At 36.7% G+C, this 18,227-nt stretch carries 16 protein-coding genes; 8 read left to right on the top strand and 8 right to left on the bottom strand.

The window, feature by feature from the left end; all coding sequences use genetic code 11:
• Positions 1–130 precede the first annotated feature (130 nt).
• The 6 genes from WBG07_RS15935 to WBG07_RS15910 all read right to left on the bottom strand — a co-directional run bounded on the left by WBG07_RS15935 (position 131) and on the right by WBG07_RS15910 (position 7,919).
• The gene (locus WBG07_RS15935; RefSeq protein ID WP_340202658.1) at positions 131–871 is read right to left on the bottom strand and encodes a hypothetical protein; all 741 of its coding nucleotides are present in this window, start codon (positions 869–871) and stop codon (positions 131–133) included.
• 1,948 nt (positions 872–2,819) lie between these two features.
• Positions 2,820–3,878 (bottom strand): nucleoid-associated protein, encoded by a 1,059-nt coding sequence (locus tag WBG07_RS15930; protein WP_340202656.1) that lies wholly within the window; start codon positions 3,876–3,878, stop codon positions 2,820–2,822.
• A gap of 68 nt (positions 3,879–3,946) precedes the next feature.
• Positions 3,947–4,459, bottom strand: a complete 513-nt coding sequence (locus WBG07_RS15925) for an IS1096 element passenger TnpR family protein (RefSeq protein WP_340202654.1) — start codon at positions 4,457–4,459, stop codon at positions 3,947–3,949.
• Positions 4,460–4,482: 23 nt separating this feature from the next.
• On the bottom strand, positions 4,483–5,517 hold the full coding sequence (locus WBG07_RS15920; RefSeq protein WP_340202789.1) for a COX15/CtaA family protein: 1,035 nt from the start codon (positions 5,515–5,517) through the stop codon (positions 4,483–4,485).
• Between the two features lie 12 nt (positions 5,518–5,529).
• On the bottom strand, positions 5,530–6,963 hold the full coding sequence (locus WBG07_RS15915; protein WP_340202652.1) for a CCA tRNA nucleotidyltransferase: 1,434 nt from the start codon (positions 6,961–6,963) through the stop codon (positions 5,530–5,532).
• 86 nt (positions 6,964–7,049) lie between these two features.
• On the bottom strand, positions 7,050–7,919 hold the full coding sequence (locus WBG07_RS15910; protein ID WP_340202650.1) for an ATP-grasp fold amidoligase family protein: 870 nt from the start codon (positions 7,917–7,919) through the stop codon (positions 7,050–7,052).
• A 141-nt stretch (positions 7,920–8,060) separates the two neighbouring features.
• Between WBG07_RS15910 and WBG07_RS15905 the strand changes: the two genes are divergently transcribed.
• Positions 8,061–8,885 carry a glycosyltransferase family 2 protein gene (locus tag WBG07_RS15905; RefSeq protein ID WP_340202648.1) on the top strand — a complete coding sequence of 275 codons (825 nt, stop codon included), beginning with the start codon at positions 8,061–8,063 and terminating at the stop codon, positions 8,883–8,885.
• A gap of 42 nt (positions 8,886–8,927) precedes the next feature.
• On the opposite strand, the gene WBG07_RS15900 is transcribed toward WBG07_RS15905, so the two are convergent.
• Both WBG07_RS15900 and WBG07_RS15895 read right to left on the bottom strand, forming a co-directional pair.
• Complete coding sequence (locus tag WBG07_RS15900; RefSeq protein WP_340202646.1) at positions 8,928–9,695, bottom strand: glycosyltransferase family 2 protein; 768 nt, start codon at positions 9,693–9,695, stop codon at positions 8,928–8,930.
• Positions 9,696–9,762: 67 nt separating this feature from the next.
• Positions 9,763–10,578, bottom strand: coding sequence for a 2,3,4,5-tetrahydropyridine-2,6-dicarboxylate N-succinyltransferase (locus WBG07_RS15895; protein WP_340202644.1), 816 nt, complete (start codon positions 10,576–10,578; stop codon positions 9,763–9,765).
• Positions 10,579–10,675: 97 nt separating this feature from the next.
• Between WBG07_RS15895 and ruvX the strand changes: the two genes are divergently transcribed.
• The 7 genes from ruvX (at position 10,676) to WBG07_RS15860 (ending at position 18,142) form a co-directional block, all read left to right on the top strand.
• Entirely contained in the window at positions 10,676–11,083 is a 408-nt protein-coding gene (ruvX, locus tag WBG07_RS15890; RefSeq protein ID WP_340202787.1) for a Holliday junction resolvase RuvX, read from the top strand.
• Between the two features lie 24 nt (positions 11,084–11,107).
• The gene (def, locus tag WBG07_RS15885) at positions 11,108–11,698 is read left to right on the top strand and encodes a peptide deformylase (protein WP_340202642.1); all 591 of its coding nucleotides are present in this window, start codon (positions 11,108–11,110) and stop codon (positions 11,696–11,698) included.
• A gap of 53 nt (positions 11,699–11,751) precedes the next feature.
• Positions 11,752–12,198: a DUF5606 family protein gene (locus tag WBG07_RS15880; RefSeq protein WP_340202641.1), complete on the top strand. Its 447-nt coding sequence runs from the start codon at positions 11,752–11,754 to the stop codon at positions 12,196–12,198.
• A 210-nt stretch (positions 12,199–12,408) separates the two neighbouring features.
• On the top strand, positions 12,409–12,924 hold the full coding sequence (locus WBG07_RS15875; protein ID WP_340202640.1) for a DinB family protein: 516 nt from the start codon (positions 12,409–12,411) through the stop codon (positions 12,922–12,924).
• A complete protein-coding gene (locus WBG07_RS15870; RefSeq protein ID WP_340202639.1) occupies positions 12,912–13,592 on the top strand; it encodes an NRDE family protein in 681 nt (226 codons plus the stop codon). The genes WBG07_RS15875 and WBG07_RS15870 overlap by 13 nt, the downstream gene beginning before the upstream one ends.
• A 39-nt stretch (positions 13,593–13,631) precedes the next feature.
• Positions 13,632–14,675, top strand: coding sequence for an ATP-grasp domain-containing protein (locus tag WBG07_RS15865; RefSeq protein ID WP_340202638.1), 1,044 nt, complete (start codon positions 13,632–13,634; stop codon positions 14,673–14,675).
• Positions 14,676–14,767: 92 nt separating this feature from the next.
• On the top strand, positions 14,768–18,142 hold the full coding sequence (locus tag WBG07_RS15860) for an amidohydrolase family protein (protein ID WP_340202636.1): 3,375 nt from the start codon (positions 14,768–14,770) through the stop codon (positions 18,140–18,142).
• Positions 18,143–18,227 lie beyond the last annotated feature (85 nt).

The raw sequence follows: 18,227 nt of genomic DNA, 5'->3' as shown, positions 1-18,227 counted from the left end.
TGGATAAAAGTTGATGGTTTAGTGCTATTCATTATGCTAGTATTCTAAAAGATTCCTTATCTTCAGATGGCACTTCGAGGGTCTGAGTGGCGACCATTAAGTCGTCACCCGTCTGCTCGATTATGCTCTTTTATTGATTCTCAATTATATAAATAGGATAACCAAATGTCGATACATGTCCTCCATTTGGTGAATCATTACAGGATGCTCTCAATCTATAGACTACAGTAATATTTCTTTTATCAAGGAATTTTGCCCCAATTTGTCTAAATTCAATTAAAGGTGCAATTGAAAAACTATCATTTTGACCAGCAAAATAAAAATCATCTCTTTTAGTTCCTAATATGGTTTTTTTCAATTCCTCGTAATAATCATCTATTACCAAGTTCAATATTGTATATCCACTTAAAATTCTTGGTTGTTTATCTTCTCCCTTAAAATCCTCAATTAAAAACAGATGTCCATTCTGAAATTTGTCAGCTCCATATTCCTTGAACTTGTTTTCTTCAATCCAAATATTTAACCCATTGTTTACTTTATTTTCACTTGGTGCTAAATAAACTTTTTGAGCGATTATATTTTCTTTTACAAACACTTTAGTACTATTCCACCTTTTCCTATCGTTGGGTCTACCATGATTCAACTGTTTGTGTTTCGTAATATGTTTCTCAAACATTTCTATTTTCTCAATAAGAGTGTATTCTCTCTTTCTCTTGGATTGATTAATTTCAAATCCAGCATTAGTTATTCCTAATTTAAACTTTTTCAGAATTGATTTTTCCGTTTTTTCGGGAGAAGAAAATTGTTGAAAATATTTATCCAACCTACTCTCATCTATATATAAATACTCTAATATTTTTTCTTTTGACATGATTCTTCTTTTAATAGAGCATAATTAGTAAATCAACGCAATTGAGTTCTCTCATATTTATTTTAAGTTAAATCCTGAAAATCAATTTCATATTCGTTTTTAGTCGTTTGTAAACATTTAGAAACGTCTAGGGTTATCTCAGATTACCTATTCAAACATACCAAAAACCAATGGTTTTTCTTATAAATCAGTTGTAAAAACGTATTTATTCGTAAGAAAATAGCATATATAGTTCTTATTCTTGCGGCAAGATAAAAAAGTGGAGGCTAAAATAGTTACGGGAATCCGTAAGGGGGGGGTAGTTTTAGTAATTGGATAAAAGTTGATGGTTTAGTGCTATTCATGATGCTCGTATTATAAAAGAGTTCTCCTTATAAGACGGCATTTTGTGGGCTTCATTGCTCGGCGCAGAGATCAATTGGCATGGTAGTAAACCGCTGGCAGATTTCTCAGTCGCTACGCTTCTTCGAAATGACATTATTTGAGAACAGTGTTAGAAATGAAGGTTTTCTATATATGTTAAGAAGTCAATTAAAAACTATTTCTTTCACGTAAGTGTAGCAATCAGTATCCGTTAAAAAAAGTCGAAGCCTTGGAGACTTTTTAGGATGATGATTGCGGTTTTAAAAGTTGGTAAAACTTTTAAAAACACCTATCGGGAAAGGGTCTTTTTCTTTGTTTCGTTTCTAGCTTGCCCTGAGTTCTATCGAAGGGTGGACAAGCAAAAGAAATGAAAGGCAAAAGCAAACGAAATTAAAATAGGGCACTTTACTACCTAGTAAAATCCTTATCATTCATAGTTCTTACAAAAAGCAAGAAGATTGTAAACCGCTGGCAGATTTCTCAGTCGCTACGCTTCTTCGAAATGACTACACTTTAAAAGCGCCATGTAGTGAAAACCCACTGAGATTCTTTGTTTCGTACCCGAAGCCTGAGCCTGGTACTGAGGCACTCGAAGTGCCAAGGGTGTAGGAGCAAAAGAAATGAGAGGCAAAAGCAAACGGAACAAAAATAGGGCACTTTACTTCCTAGTAAAACTCTTATCATCCATAGTTCTTACTAAAACCAAGAAGATTGTAAACCGCTGGCAGATTTCTCAGTCGCTATGCTTCTTTGAGATGACTACACTTTAAAAGCCACGCAGTGAAAACCTACTGAGATTCTTTGTTTCATACCCGAAGCCTGTGCCGGGCACTGAGGCACTCGAAGTGCCAAGGGTGTAGGAGCAAAAGAAATGAGAGGCAAAAGTAAACGGAACAAAAATAGGGCACTTTACTTCCTGGTAAAACTCTTATCATCCATAGTTCTTACTAAAACCAAGAAGATTGTAAACCGCTGGCAGATTTCTCAGTCGCTATGCTTCTTAGAGATGACATTATTTGAGAACAGTGTTAGAAATGAAGGTTCTCTATATATGTTAAGAAGTCAATTAAAAACTATTTCTTTCACGTAAGTGTAGCAATCAGTATCCGTTAAAAAAAGTCGAAGCCTTGGAGACTTTTTAGGATGATGATTGCGGTTTTAAAAGTTGGTAAAACTTTTAAAAACACCTATCGGGAAAGGGTCTTTTTCTTTGTTTCGTTTCTTTTGGACAAGCAAAAGAAATGAAAGGTAAAAGCAAACGGAACAAAAATAGGGCACTTTACTTCCTAGTAAAACCCTTATCATTTATAGTTCTTACAAAAAGCAAGAAGATTGTAAACCGCTGGCAGATTTCTCAGTCGCTATGCTTCTTCGAAATGACTACACTTTAAAAGCCACGCAGTGAAAACCTACTGAGATTCTTTGTTTCATACCCGAAGCCAGAGTACTCGAAATGTCTTTAGTAAACGTGCCAACCGCTGGCAGATGTCTCACCCTAAAGGGATTCGACATGACCTTTGCCGCAAAAAATGAAGGGTCTTAGCATGGCTACATGGGTGCTAAGGCTACCCAACTAGTTGAGGCGTTAAGACTTCTCTTCTTTGTTAAAATACACTAAATAGTAGTACATCTGTTTTTCTTCATCCCAGCCTTTTTCTACAAACTTATCTGCAGATTCCGGATTGATAAAATCCATTTTAATCTGAATATTGGTATCTAGATTGATAACGTTTTTAATTTTCTTCCGGGCTTCTGAAACGGCTTTGTTGGCAATAGGGAAGGTAGACACGTCTTCTATGCTGTATTTTGGCCCTTTTTCTACTTTGTAGTGCTTGAATTCTGGTATTAACTCCGGATTTTCTATGACCTCGTTCATAAAACTGGTCTCTTCAAAATTATCATTCTTCGCAAAGTGATTCACCGCACGGTTCATAAACATCACTTGTTCTTTTTTATCTTCTGCGGGCAGCACCACATCTTTGGCAAAGTTCTGGCAGAACTTGAGGTATTTTTTGGTAATAAAGTTTTCATCGGCTAAGACATCTACCTCTAAAAAGTTTTCTATCCAGTATTTGGCATCATATCTATTACTGTCTACAGATAGAATTTTATAGCCTTCTTCTTGGGCTACATTAAAAATAAGGCAGCCTTTGTCTAGTTTATTGATGTTTACCCCTTGCTGAATCACAATATCCAGATTGTTGGTGCTTTCTTCAAACTGAAGGAAGTCGTGTTTTAATTCGCTTTTAAAGATACCAATAGCCTCTGTTTTTTGATTGTCTATCACTACATCTGTAAAATGGGCTACGTATACTTCTCCGTTTTTAATATGCGGGTGGTTGGATTGCTCAAAAAGATGGGTAGCAATTTTCTTAGAATTGGCATGGATGGTAGACGGGTCTGCAAAAGTAGCCGCTATAATAGGGTAGAGGGTATTAAAATCTACATCTACTTCATTGGTAAATCTAAAATAGTTTTCTTCTTTCTCACGAAAGGGTTTAAAGAAGTATTCTTTGAGAATCGCTGAGATTTCATCATTTAACCGATAGGGCTCTGCGGACAGGAAAACAGCTTCGTTTCTACTCTTATTTCCTATTCTATGCACAGAAAGGCTTTCTATTTGAGCGGGGTATAAATTGATCATCTACAGGGTATGTTGTTTGTTATGGGTTCTTAAATTTATTAGGTATGGTAAATGGATGCAATAAAGGATTAGTTCCAGTTTTCGTCAAAATCAAGATTGTCGTAATCTTCAATGTCCATATCATCTGGGTCCATAGGCTGCGGACTGTCTCCCGGAACTGCTTCAAACTTTTTCTCTGGAGGCGAATCTGGCAGTATGCCATGCGCAAAAAGAAGGTTAGGGTATAACTTGCCATTTTCCTTTTCGTCTATTTCTCTAAGTTCTACAAAGAAGGTCCACATATTCAAAAAATCGTACACATAAATAAGATGCGGATTTTCTTCATTTAAGACATCATCTATGGGAGTTTCGTTCATCAACCGAATATCCGTACCCGATTCACTCATGTCAAATAAGGAAATCTCTTCTCCTTGTTCCCATTCTTCGTCTGCCACATAGAAGGAAGCCATTTCGCCTCCATCAAAGCCAAATGCCTGAGTGATGGCATTGTGAAGCTCTTCTAAATGGTGCTCTTCTTCAATTTCTATATCTCTAAAGATATCTTCACTTGCATCAAGAATCACTCTAAGTTTAAAAATCATCTTAGTAATTTTGGACTGCAAAGTTACAAAGTTTCCCGCTGTTTTTTAGCTTCTAGGGCTTCTAGAACCAAATAAAATTGTACGCCAAACAATAGTGAGGCAATTACAAGGTGTAGCGGTTGCGATAAGAATGGAAAATCTACATAATACATGAGAATTCCCGTAAGAATTTCACTAAGGAGTAATAGCAATACCCAATTCATTTTATGATAGCCTAACTTGAGTTTTTTGTACTGAAAAAACAAGAGTACATTAAGGGCTAGCACCACTATGGAAAAAGAGCGATGGATATAAAATTGTACATTAGGATCTTGCAACCACAGATTTTTTGCGAGTTCTCCCACTTGGTCTATTTGATCGTCTACAAATTGCCTTACTTGTGTGCCTAGTATAACCTGAAGCATCGTTAGTAGCAAAGCCAGCCATAAGCCTGCATAAAATTTTGAGTTGTACACAAAACCCTTTTTGAGTTCGCGGCTACTACTTATAATATAGAGTACCAGTGCCACCAGTACTAAGGCGGCTACCATGTGTATGGTAATCTTAACGGGTTGTAAAACGGAGTATACCACTTTGGCACCTAACCACGCCTGAAAAACCATTCCAAATACCACCGTCCAAGACAGCAGTGTGATTTTTTTATTTTTTCGCCAGTAGCCAAAAGAAGCAATGGCCATTAACAGGGTAGCGAGCCCTGCGAGTGCCCCGATAAGACGGTTTATAAACTCTGTCCAGGTATGGAACGCATTAAAAACAGCATAATCATGTTTTATATAGGGTTTCCAGTTGCTTTCCTCATAAGTACTGCCTGTAGTGAAGTCCTTAGAAGCAACTTTGAGATTTTCGTTATAAATAATTACTTGTCCTTCTTCATACGCTCTACCTTCTTGCCATTCTAGTTGGGCTCTTTCTGTAGGTGGAATAAGGTATCCGAAGCATTTTGGCCAATCTGGGCAGCCCATGCCGCTTCCCGTCATTCGCACCACAGCTCCCGCAACAATAACGAGGTAAATAAGGATTAATGCCGTTTTTGCAATGTTTTGAAAGTTATTTTTCAGTAGCTGCATGGCTTACGATTTTGCAGGGGTTTTAAGTCCTAATTCTTTTCCTTTATTTAGCATAAATTGTCGGGCGTCTTCATATTCATTGGGAATCTCACCTTCTAAAATAGCTTCTTTAATGGCTTCTTTAATAATGCCTACTTCTCTTGAGGGGGCAATACCAAAGGTGCTCATAATTTCTTCTCCGCTAACGGGAGGTTGAAAATTTCTGATGTGATCTCGCTCTTCTACCTCGGTCATTTTTTGCCTTACGAGCTTAAAATTATGGTGGTATCTCCGAAAGCGTTTGGGGTTTTTGGTGGTAATATCTGCTTCGCAAAGTGTCATTAAAGACTCTACATCATTCCCTGCATCAAAAATAAGGCGGCGCACGGCAGAGTCCGTTACCGCATCGTTAGAAAGTGCAATGGGTCTTGAACTCATCAGCACCATTTTTTGAACGAATTTCATTTTCTCGTTGAGAGGCATGCGCAATCTTTTGAAGAGTTTATAGACCATTTTAGCGCCTACAAACTCATGCCCGTGAAAAGTCCACCCCACTTTTTTATTAAATCTTTTGGTGGGTGCTTTACCTATATCGTGCAATAAGGCAGCCCATCTAAGCCATAAATCATCTGTATGTACCGAGATATTATCTACTACTTCCAGGGTATGCCAGAAATTATCTTTGTGTTTTTGCCCTTCTACTTCTTCAATCCCTTGCAAGGCAGTAAGCTCTGGTAAAATAATCTGGAGTAAGCCAGATTCAAACAACAGTTGAAAGCCTACGGAAGGTTTTTTACTGAGCATTATTTTATGCAACTCATCTACAATCCGTTCATTAGAAATAATTTTTATACGTTCTTTATTTCTGCGGATAGCACTAAAGGAAGCTTTCTCAATTTGAAAGTCTAGTTGGGTAGCAAAACGAATGCCTCTCATCATTCGCAAGGGATCATCGGAATACGTAATATCTGCGTCTAAAGGGGTGCGAATAATTTTCTTTTCCAGGTCTTCACAGCCTTGAAAAGGGTCTAGTAATTTTCCAAAATTAGCTTTGTTCAAAGAGAGTGCCAAGGCATTAATGGTAAAATCTCTTCGGTTTTGATCGTCTTGAAGGCTTCCATTTTCAACGGCAGGTTTTCTGCTGTTTTCGTCGTAACTTTCTCTGCGGGCACCCACAAACTCTACCTCAATATCTGCCATTTTAATCATGGCGGTGCCATAATTTTTAAAGATCTGTACTTTGGGCTGGTTGGGTAGTTTTTTTGCAACCGCAATGGCGAGTTCAATTCCGCTGCCTACGGCAACAATATCAATATCTTTAGGTTGAGGTCTTTTGAGCAGATAATCGCGAACATACCCGCCTATTACGTAGGTTTCAAGGTTTAATTGAGAGGAAACCTGAGTAATTATATTGAAAATTTCGTGATCTAGTGCTGCTGTGTAATATCCTTCGCCCATACTTTGTTTTCAATACCATTTTAAGAGATGGCAAAGGTACGATATAAGTTCAGTTTGCACAAAAAGCAGCGCCGGATAAATGTAGATTAAAATGCTTTGGTAATTATCTTTTTTCCTTTTTCAATTTTCGGTAAGGTAATCATATCTCCTATGATCTTGTTATACTGATCTGGTGTAAAATCAATTCTACCATCTCCCGGATAAAACGTCATTTCTCCAAAAAGTACTTTTCCGTTTATATTGTATAGATCTACTCTCACAAAAGGAAATTTCCCGGCTAGTTTTTTAGTGATGCTAACCATTTCATCAAAATTCTCAGGCCGCTCTAATTCTCCTTCGTAAAGCTTCACCTTCCCTTTGTTGAAATTGGTTTTTTTCCAATTCATATCGTAATAACAACGCTGATTGGCTTCATTGCCTCTTTCCAGATCAATTTGAAGAAAAGTGGGTTCTCCGTTAAAGCAGTAAAATTTGTAATCGCTAATGGCTTCCTTACCCATTTCAGACAAATACTTTTCTGCCAGCAAGCGAGGTTTTACATCTTTATATGCCCATTCCAATCCGCCTCTGTAATATTGATTTTTGTTCATCCACTTTAGTAGTTTAAAGCGAGATTTAAGCGCATTCATTTTAGATTTATCATTTACAATAAGGTTAAAATGGCAACCGTGTACCCCTTTAATCACAAATTGGTCTGGGAGTTCATCAAAATTAACATCTCCCGCTTTGTCATACACCGCAATGGTTTCATTGAGATACTGTGCGCCTATTTTTTCTTCTACATAGGCTTTTACTGCATATTTGTCTACTAGCGTATTGAGTATTTTTGGTTTGTAATACACCTTGAGCCATTGTATTTTTTCATTAAATTCTTGGGGCTCTTTAAGATTGAGCTTTTTACCTGTATAATATTCGTAGTAAATCTTAACATAAAACTCCGGTGGAAGGAATTTCATTTTTTTTATCAATCCGTAAGCAATTTTTTTAAAGTTACTTGTGATGGCAGCAAACATTTTGGCAGGTGGTTAATGAAAAAACGTAAAAAGCAAAGATATGTAAATTGGCATTCATATTTTTGTCCTAAATTCTATTATATAATGGCACATCAAATATCGGTTATCATTAGCACCTATAATGCAGAAGCCTGGCTGGAAAAAGTATTGTGGGGTTATAACCAACAAACTTTTAAGGACTTTGAGGTAGTGATAGCAGATGATGGTTCTGGACCGGCTACAAAAGCACTTTTAGACCGAATGAAGAAAGAGGTGTTTTATGAATTGGTTCATGTTTGGCAAGAAGATGATGGTTTTCAAAAGTCACGTATTCTAAACAAAGCCATTACGGCATGTTCTGCTCCTTATGTGGTAATGAGTGATGGAGATTGCATACCCCGTGCAGATTTTCTTGAAGTACACTATAATGAGCGACAAAAAGGCTATTTTATCTCTGGCGGATATTTTATGCTGCCTATGCATATTTCTAAGTTGATATCAAAAGAAGATATAGAAGCTGGCCGCTGTTTTGATATAAATTGGTTGTTAGCAAATGGATTGAAACCGTCGTTTAAAAACAATAAGTTAACGGCCACCGGATGGAAAGCGAGATTTTTAAATGCGATTACACCTACCAACGCAAGTTGGAATGGACATAATTCTTCTGGTTGGAAAGAGGATATAGAAACCGTGAATGGTTTTGATGAACGGATGCAATACGGAGGGCAAGATCGTGAACTGGGGGAACGTCTTTTTAATTTTGGGATTAAATCAAAACAACTTAGGTATAGTGCAGTTTGTATTCATTTAGATCATAAAAGAGGCTATAAAACTCCGGAGTCTATTGCCAAAAATCAGGCGATTCGTAAACATACCCGCAGCAGTAAATCACCTTGGACGCCTTATGGTATTATCAAAAAAGAAATATAGGAGGAAGCTATTTTAGATTCCGTTTTCAAGATGAAAAACTAACTATTTTCTTGATCTGCGGAGTAGCCATAATTTCACGTAGCGCATAAAAACAGTATATCCTTGAATATACCCTATGACGAGACCGGGAACCCCGTCTCTAAATCCGCTTTGTACCATATAGTGCTTTACAAATCCCCAAATGGGTTTTACTACAAAATGATAAGCGGTTAAACGACCCGTTTTTGCATCGTAATCTCTTGCCTGCAAGGTAGCATATCTATTTAGTTTTTCCATAAATGTGTCCATAGACGCATAGGTGTAATGTAAAAGTTTTGCGTTTAATTGTGCAACTTCTCCTTGGGCAATGATTTCTTCATGTACAAATTTGTCTTCATAGCGGCATCTGCTTTTTCTAAAGAAACGAATCACCTTGTCATTACGCCAACCACTGTAATGAATTCTTTGTTCCATAAAATGATTGATTCTACCAATCCAAAAACCCGCTACAGATGCTTCTGGCGGATTTGCTAAGTGGTGTAAAATTTCTTCTTTTAATTCTGGAGTTACTCTTTCATCTGCATCTACAATTAGAATCCATTCATGAGAAGCCTGCGGAATAGCCCAATTTTTTTGAGCAGCGTGGTAATCAAATTTTCTCTGGAGTATTGTTGGATTGAATTCCCTTGCAATTGCCAGCGTATCATCTGTACTGTAGGAGTCCAAAACAATAAGTTCATCTGCAAAATCAACAGAAGCTAATACGTCTTTAATATGTATCGCTTCATTATAAACCGGAATAATTACCGTGAGTTTTTCTCGGGTCTTCAATGCTCCAAAATTAGAGACAAAAGATACAGATTTCTGCGAATATGAATGGTTTTAGACTTTAAGGCTCCTATACCGCTACATCATATTCTCTAAGCGCATCATTAAGAGATGTTTTCTTATTGGTACTTTCTTTTCTTTTGCCAATAATAAGTGCACAAGGCACTTGGTAAGAACCTGCGTTGAATTCTTTGGTATAGCTACCAGGGATCACTACAGATCTTGCAGGAACCAAGCCTTTTCTTTCCACAGGCGTATCTCCTGTAACATCTATAATTTTAGTAGAAGCTGTAAGCACTACATTAGCACCTAATACCGCTTCTTTTTCTACACGAACCCCTTCCACAACAATACAACGGGAACCTATAAAGGCATTGTCTTCAATAATTACCGGAGCTGCTTGTAAAGGTTCTAATACCCCCCCTATACCTACACCACCGCTTAAGTGTACATTTTTTCCTATTTGAGCACAACTTCCAACCGTAGCCCAGGTGTCTACCATACTTCCCTCATCTACATATGCGCCAATATTCACATAGCTAGGCATCAAAATTGTCCCTGAAGAAATATACGCTCCATGTCTGGCTACTGCATGCGGAACTACTCGGATTCCTTTTGCAGCATAGTCTCTTTTTAATGGAATTTTATCATGAAACTCCATAGGACCTGCCTCAAAAGTTTCCATTTTTTGTATAGGAAAATAGAGTACTACTGCTTTTTTGACCCATTCATTCACTTGCCAACCTTGATCTGTAGGTTGCGCTACTCGTAAACTTCCAGCGTCTAACAAATCAATAATAGCGCGTATAGCATTTATAGTCTCTGTTTCTTTGAGTAATTCACGATTATTCCAAGCGTTTTCTATAATAGGTCTTAAAGATTCCATACGTTATATTTTGAACAAATATAAACTCATAAATCGTAATAAATAATCGTTTTTTACAGTTATAACAATTTATCCCTTATTTTTGCAAAAAATTGTAGTGGGTAGAATTCTGGCTTTAGATTACGGTGTTAAAAGAACAGGTATTGCAGTAACAGATGAACTGCAAATTATTGCTTCTGGTTTAACAACGGTTGCAACAGAAACCTTAATCCCTTTCTTGAAATCATATCTAGCTAAAGAAGTGGTTGATATTTTGATTATAGGAGAGCCAAAGCAAATGGATAATACCCCCTCTGAGAGTGAAAAGCATATTGCGGTTTTTATTAAAAAACTAGCAAAAGAGCTTCCTGAGGTACCTATTGAAAGGGTAGATGAACGATTTACTTCTAAGATGGCTGTTCAAAGTATGATTGCCGGGGGAGTAAAGAAAGGAAAGCGAAGGGATAAAGCTTTGGTAGACGAAATTAGTGCTACCCTCATCCTACAAAGTTTTTTAAATAAGTAGTAGAAAATTAACTTTAAGAATAAGATGATTTTACCAATTTTAGCCTACGGTGATCCAGTATTAAGAAAAAAATGTGACACCATTGATAAGGATTATGAAGGCCTAGATACCTTGTTAGAAAGTATGTTTGAAACCATGTATGCCGCTTCTGGTGTAGGTTTGGCAGCGCCTCAGGTAGGGTTGCCCATACGTCTTTTTATTGTAGACGCCACTCCTTTTGGAGAAGATGAAGAACTTAGTGAAGAGGAGAGAAAGGAGTTAGAAACTTTTAAAAAAGTATTTATCAATGCAAAAGTAATTGATGAAACTGGTGATGAATGGGCTTTTAATGAAGGATGCCTTAGTATTCCAGATGTGAGAGAAGATGTTTTTAGACCAGATACGTTGCATATTGAATATATGGATGAAAATTTCAAAAAACACAAAGAAACGTTTACTGGGATGGCAGCAAGGGTGATTCAACATGAGTATGACCATATAGAGGGTATTTTGTTTACAGATAAACTCTCTCCGTTAAAGAAAAGACTTATCAAATCTCGATTAACCAATATTACCAAGGGAAATATTAAAGTGGACTATCGGATGCGTTTTCCTGCCATAAAAAAAGGAAGATAAAGTTTTGATATTCATTTTAAAGATTAAATATTTGCGCACTAAAAATTAAAAAAATGGCTCTGGACAAAATACTTTCAATTTCTGGAAAACCCGGATTGTATCATTTAAAAACACAAACAAGAACTGGCTTTGTAGCAGAATCTTTACTAGATGGTAAGCGCGTGACTATAGGTCTAAGACATAATGTAAGCATCCTTTCTGAAATTGCTATATATACACTTCAAGAAGAAGTTCCGCTTGCAGAGGTGTTTAAAAAGATTAAAGAAAAAGAAGGAGATGCGTCAACTTCGGTATCTCATAAAGATCCTAAAGTTAAATTGGAGGAATACTTTTTTGAAATATTACCAGATTATGATGAAGATCGTGTGTATGCTAGTGATATTAAAAAAGTAGTGCAATGGTATAATTTATTGCATTCTAAAGGGTTGACTGATTTTGAATTGCCTGAAAAAGAAGCGCAGGAAACACCAGAAGAGACAACAGAAGCAACAGAAGAATAGTAAAATACCCGAGAGGGTATTTTTTTATCTAATGATTAAGTGGTTTTTATAACTATTGAAAAGAACTTCCTTGATAGCTCTGAAGATTACAAATAAATTTGATATCTTGATCTAACGAAAACTCACTTTACATTATTTATACGTTTTTTATGTAAGGATTGAGGTGAAGTACGACTGTAATAGCAACAAAAATCAGAAAAAACCGAATCAATGCTTCTGGATGCAACCCGCCTGAATTTAAATCAATTAATCAGTTTGCTAAATCAATTATCAGATGTTGAGTTTTCTTCTAGATTGGAGATACTTAATGAATCTTCTATTGGGATGCATATAAGACATATTATTGAATTTTATCAATGCTTGGATAGTGCTACTAAAACCGGGCAGGTAAATTATGATGGTCGTAAAAGAAATCTCTTGCTGGAGAATGATAAAGCACTTTGTGTGAAAGCGATACAAGAAATAGAAACTTCTATTAGCAGTATCAAGACAGATCAATCCTTAGTACTCTGCTGTGATTATAGTCAGGAGGAGGATACTGCATCTGAATTAATACACATCAACACCTCCGTTTTACGAGAGTTACAATACAATTTAGAACATACCGTACATCATATGGCGATTATAAGAATAGGAGTTAAAACCTTTGAGACCAGTGTTGAATTGGATCCTGATTTTGGTGTAGCCGCTTCTACCATTAGAAATAAAAAAGTATGTGTACAGTAAGCTATATACCGCAAGAAGGCGGATTTGTACTTACCTCGAATAGAGATGAAAATCCCAATAGAAAGACTTCTGCTCCAGAATTGTTTACTTTAGAGAATTCAGTACTTCTTAAAGCTCCATTAGATATGGAAAAGGGAGGAACATGGATTGCTATGGAGCAGGGAATAGGTAGAGTTGCTTGTCTTCTAAATGGAGCGAGAATCAAGCATAAAAGAACACCTCCATACAGAAAAAGCAGAGGTGAAATTGTATTAGATGCTTTTTTGAGTAGAACTTTTGAGCAATTCGTAAAAGAGGTTTCTCTAGAAGAAATAGAACCTTTTACCCTTATTCTAGCCGATGCTAATTATTTAATAGAATTGGTCTGGAACGGAAATAGAAAAGAAATAAATAGCCTTGATAAGAATGCTAATTATTTATGGTCTTCAAGTACACTTTATAGTTTGGAACAAAAAAAGACTAAACAAGCGGTATTTGAAGCATTTGTAAATAACAAAATACCATCACCTAAAGAAATACTATCACTTCATGGCATTCATGGTAGAAAAGATTTCTTACTCAACAGAGAAAAAGTAAAAACCGTAAGCATCACACAGGTAATTACTACAGCAGTTAACGCTGTAATGGAATACCATGATCAAAGTGTACTGGAAAAAACAAATGCATAACTATTCATAGATTTAAGTTGGCATTCTTTAATTTAAAAAGTGGGAAATATTAAGAATCATCCTCTACTTATTAAATGGTCCAATTGGGAATATTGGCCAATGTATATTCTGTATGTTCCTGTTTGTATTCAACATATATGGTTATCTTTAAAGGCAAGAAATCCCTTTTTTTTTCTTACCGCTAATCCTGCTATAGATGAAGGTTTTATTTTAAGTGACAGCAAATACAATACCTTGCAACTGGTGCCAAAAGAATTTAAGCCAATAACTATCTATGTAGCAAATAATAAATCATTTGAGGGTGCATTAGCACAATTAACTATAGAAAAAATAGCGTTTCCTGTAATTCTTAAACCTGATATTGGCTATAGGGGGCTATTGGTTAATCGCGTTACCAACTTAGAAGATTTAAAGAAATTAATCACAGATATTAAGGTACCTCATATTATTCAAGAATATGTGGATTACGATGTTGAAATAGGTATTTTTTATTATCGTTTCCCAAACACAGAGACAGGGCATATACCCTCAATTACAGTCAAAGAATTTTTATCGGTAACCGGTGATGGCAAGCATATGCTGAAAGAATTAGTATGTCAAAATCAAAGAGCCATCCTTCAAAAAGAAAAGCTCAAGACCAAGTTTAGGAAACGTTGGGATGAGGTTTTGAGAGACGATGAAAAACTAGTATTAGAATATATTGGAAATCATAACCGAGGTACAAAATTTGTCAATGCAGCAGAATTGTATGATGAAGAATTACTGAAGGTCTTTGATGCATTAAACAAAAAAATGAATGGCTTTTATTACGGGAGGTTTGATATTCGCGCAAAATCAATACAAGACTTAAAGGAGGGTAGGAGTTTTAAAATATTAGAGGTAAACGGAATAGGAGCAGAGCCTACTCATATCTATGACCCTTCCTACAAGATTCTCAAAGCATGGAAAGAATTGTTGTATTTGTGGCGCATTGTGTTTAAAATAGCGTCTATGCATAAAAAATCAGGACTACCCTATTTACCGTGGATGGAAGGCACATCTAGATTTAAGGAGTATATAAGATATACCCGCCTGTTTAAATAAGAACTTTTGTACATTAGATGTTTCCCGATTTTTGTGTTTTTTTTATATATGAAAAACGGTATCTTGTAACTTCTAATTCTCAACACTTTTTTATGAAAAAGTTTGGTCTCTTCACCATCACCTTATTGACTTCTTTATTTTCTTTAAATGCACAGGAAGAAACAAAAAAGCAAATTGCCGACAGCCTTAAGAAGGCTACTAAAGAACTTCCACTAGAACCGGAGCGTACGGTTTCATTTTCAACGGATTCTGGCACTTGGATTTCACTGGATGTAAGTCCAGATGGGACTCAAATTGTTTTTGACCTTATGGGCGATATCTACCTGATGCCTATTGATGGCGGTATGGCAGAACGGTTAACTGAAGGTTTACCCTACGATGTTCATCCAAGGTTTTCACCTAATGGGGCTAAAATTGTTTTTATCTCAGATAAAAGTGGCTCAGATAATGTTTGGACCATGGATCTCACAAACAAGGAAGCAAAGCAACTGACTAAAGATAAAAATCAAAACTATTTCGCCGCAGATTGGAGTCCTGATGGAGCTTATTTAGTAGTGGCGAAAGGGCGTAGGAACATTAAATTGCATTTGATTCATGAAGAGGGTGGCAAAGGCGCACAGTTGTTAAAAGAACCCAAAAATCTTAAAATGACAGATCCTGCGTTTAGTGCCAACGGGAATCTAATTTATTTTTCAAAGAGAAATAATGCGTGGAATTACAATGCACAACTTCCACAATACCAAATAGGTGTCTATAATAGAGAAGATGGAACTCTAAATACAATCACTTCTCGCTATGGTTCCGCTTTTACCCCAACTCCTTCGCCAGATGGTAAATGGTTGGTGTATGGTACCAGATATGAAACTGAAACCGGATTAATATTGAGAAATTTAAAAACCGGCAAAGAAGAGTGGCTTGCCTATCCTGTGCAACGTGACGATCAAGAATCTATAGCTCCTCTGGGAGTTTTGCCAGCCATGTCTTTTACTCCGGATAGTCAAAAATTAATCCTTTCTTACGGGGGTAAAATTCACGCCGTTACGGTAGCAGATAAAAAAGCCGAAGCACTTCCTTTTACTGCAGCGGTAAATTTGGATTTAGGCCCCATGCTCAATTTCAAATATCCAATTGAAGACAAAACCGAAGCCACTGTGACGCAAATAAGAGATGCTGTTCCCTCTCCAGATGGAACCCAGCTGGCATTTACTGCATTGAATAGATTGTATGTAATGAATTTGCCAGATGGAACCCCCAGAAGAATGACGAATCATGATTTTACCGAGGCACAGCCAGCTTGGTCACCAGACGGAAGTTCTTTGGTTTTTACTACTTGGAATGCTTCCGGAGGACATTTGTATAAACTGAATGTAAAGGGAAAAACAAAAGTAGTAAAACTAACATCGGAACCAGGGTTGTATACAGACCCTGCCTGGTCTTACCAATCAAACCGTATTGTATTTACAAAAGGAGCAGCACAAACCTATAAAGATGCAATTGATCCGTTTAAGCCGGGAACAAAAGAAGAGATAGCATGGATTTCAAGCAGAGGAGGTGAAGTTGTCAAAATTGCGGATGCAAACTCAAGGAGTAATCCGCATTTCACAAAAGAACAAGATCGTATATATTTAAACCATCCAGAAAAAGGACTTGTATCCATTAGGTGGGATGGTACAGATGAGAAAGAACATCTAAAAGTAACCGGAATAACCACCTATGGCTCCTCAGATATTTTTGGAATAAGACATAATGATGCAGCACATGCTGCACTCCCGCAGTTAGAAGATGCATGGCGAGAAAATAAAAAAGCTTCAAAACCTTCAGAAATTTTAATTTCTCCAGATGCAACTCGTGCCCTTGCCAAAATAAATAATGAAATTTATACGATGGTTTTGCCAAGATTTGGGAAGACTCCGGAAATATCAGTGGCCAATCTAGAGAAAGCATCTTTTCCAGCAGAAAAGTTAACTATTTTAGGAGGTGAGTTTCCAGTTTGGGCAGCTACATCAGATAAGATACACTGGTCTTTAGGGGCGAGTCATTTTGTATATGACTTAAAGAAAGCTAACAGCTTTAAGGATAGCATAACCCAACTAGAAAAGTTTAAGAAAAAAGAAAAAGATACGCTTGCTGATGAAAAGGAAAAAGAAGATCTGAGATTTTATCCTGAGGAATTCAAAATTTCAGTTCGTTATAAAAGATTAATGCCTAAAGGATTATTAGTGTTAAAAGGCGCTCGCATTATTACCATGAAAGGCGAAGAAGTTTATGAACAAGGCGATATTTTGATAGAGAATAATCGTATTAAAAAAGTGGGTGCTTCTGGGAGTTTCACCATGCCAGAAGAAGCAGAGATAATGGATGTAAGTACCAAAACAATTCTTCCAGGGTTTGTAGATACCCATGCGCATATGTGGCCTAATTGGGGAATTCATAAAAATCAAGTATGGATGTACGCGGCTAATTTAGCTTATGGGGTAACTACTACCAGAGATCCTCAAACTGGAACAACAGATGTGCTTACCTATGCAGATATGGTAGATGCAGGAATGATGCCTGGGCCACGTATTTATAGCACAGGCCCAGGAGTAGGATATTGGTCTTATAAAATAAAAAGTCTAGCACATGCCAAAGAGGTATTAAAACAATATAGTGCGTATTATCATACCAAAAGTATTAAAATGTATCTTGTAGGGAATAGACAACAAAGGCAATGGATAATTATGGCCGCTAAGGAATTAGGGTTGATGCCAACTACAGAGGGTGGACTTGATTTTAAACTTAATATGACGCAGCTTTTAGACGGATATCCAGGTCATGAACATTCGTTGCCTATTTATCCTATCTACACAGATGTAGTAAATACGATTGCGGAAGCAAAGATGGCAGTAACTTCTACCTTATTAGTTTCTTATGGAGGGCCTTGGGCAGAAGAATACTTTTATGCCACAGAACAACCTTATCATGATAAAAAGCTTCGTTACTTTACTCCTTATGACGAGCTTGCGGGAAAATCAAGACGTCGTGGTTCATGGTTTATGAAAGAAGAGCATGTATTTCCAAGGCATGCAGAATTTGTGAATGATTTGGTAAAAGCTGGAGGTCTTGCCGGTATTGGCAGTCACGGTCAATTACAAGGTTTAGGGTATCATTGGGAATTGTGGGCAAATAGCAGTGGAGGGTTATCAACTATGAATGCGCTCAAAGTGGCTACTATTTTAGGCGCAGAGGCTTTAGGTCTTGACAAAGATTTAGGCTCTATTGAATCTGGTAAAATAGCCGATATAATTATATTGAATGAAAACCCATTAGATGATATAAGAAACACCAATAGTCTTGAATTGGTGATTAAAAATGGGGTGATATATAATACAGATAATCTAGATGAGGTATATCCTAATAAACAGAAAGCAACTAAAATAGAGTGGCAAGAAGAAATTCCTGAAAATCTACCTGGAATTAAAGAGTAGTGCTCACTGTTTTTAAGAATTGTAATATAAAAGGTGTCAGTATTTGCGATATCCATAGGGTTCACAGATAAATTTTCATGTACCT

It is taken from the genome of Ascidiimonas meishanensis, assembly GCF_037782385.1.
Classification (GTDB): Bacteria; Bacteroidota; Bacteroidia; order Flavobacteriales; family Flavobacteriaceae; genus Ascidiimonas; species Ascidiimonas meishanensis.
This window is presented reverse-complemented; position numbering and strand designations above follow the sequence as displayed.

Excerpts from the sequence above, each read along its gene's own strand:
- WBG07_RS15935 (WP_340202658.1), bottom strand. The coding sequence starts at position 871 with ATGTCAAAAGAAAAAATATTAGAGTATTTATATATAGATGAGAGTAGG.
- WBG07_RS15930 (WP_340202656.1), bottom strand. The coding sequence starts at position 3,878 with ATGATCAATTTATACCCCGCTCAAATAGAAAGCCTTTCTGTGCATAGA.
- WBG07_RS15925 (WP_340202654.1), bottom strand. The coding sequence starts at position 4,459 with ATGATTTTTAAACTTAGAGTGATTCTTGATGCAAGTGAAGATATCTTT.
- WBG07_RS15915 (WP_340202652.1), bottom strand. The coding sequence starts at position 6,963 with ATGGGCGAAGGATATTACACAGCAGCACTAGATCACGAAATTTTCAAT.
- WBG07_RS15910 (WP_340202650.1), bottom strand. The coding sequence starts at position 7,919 with ATGAAATTCCTTCCACCGGAGTTTTATGTTAAGATTTACTACGAATAT.
- WBG07_RS15905 (WP_340202648.1), top strand. The coding sequence starts at position 8,061 with ATGGCACATCAAATATCGGTTATCATTAGCACCTATAATGCAGAAGCC.
- WBG07_RS15895 (WP_340202644.1), bottom strand. The coding sequence starts at position 10,578 with ATGGAATCTTTAAGACCTATTATAGAAAACGCTTGGAATAATCGTGAA.
- def (WP_340202642.1), top strand. The coding sequence starts at position 11,108 with ATGATTTTACCAATTTTAGCCTACGGTGATCCAGTATTAAGAAAAAAA.
- WBG07_RS15880 (WP_340202641.1), top strand. The coding sequence starts at position 11,752 with ATGGCTCTGGACAAAATACTTTCAATTTCTGGAAAACCCGGATTGTAT.
- WBG07_RS15875 (WP_340202640.1), top strand. The coding sequence starts at position 12,409 with ATGCTTCTGGATGCAACCCGCCTGAATTTAAATCAATTAATCAGTTTG.
- WBG07_RS15870 (WP_340202639.1), top strand. The coding sequence starts at position 12,912 with ATGTGTACAGTAAGCTATATACCGCAAGAAGGCGGATTTGTACTTACC.
- WBG07_RS15860 (WP_340202636.1), top strand. The coding sequence starts at position 14,768 with ATGAAAAAGTTTGGTCTCTTCACCATCACCTTATTGACTTCTTTATTT.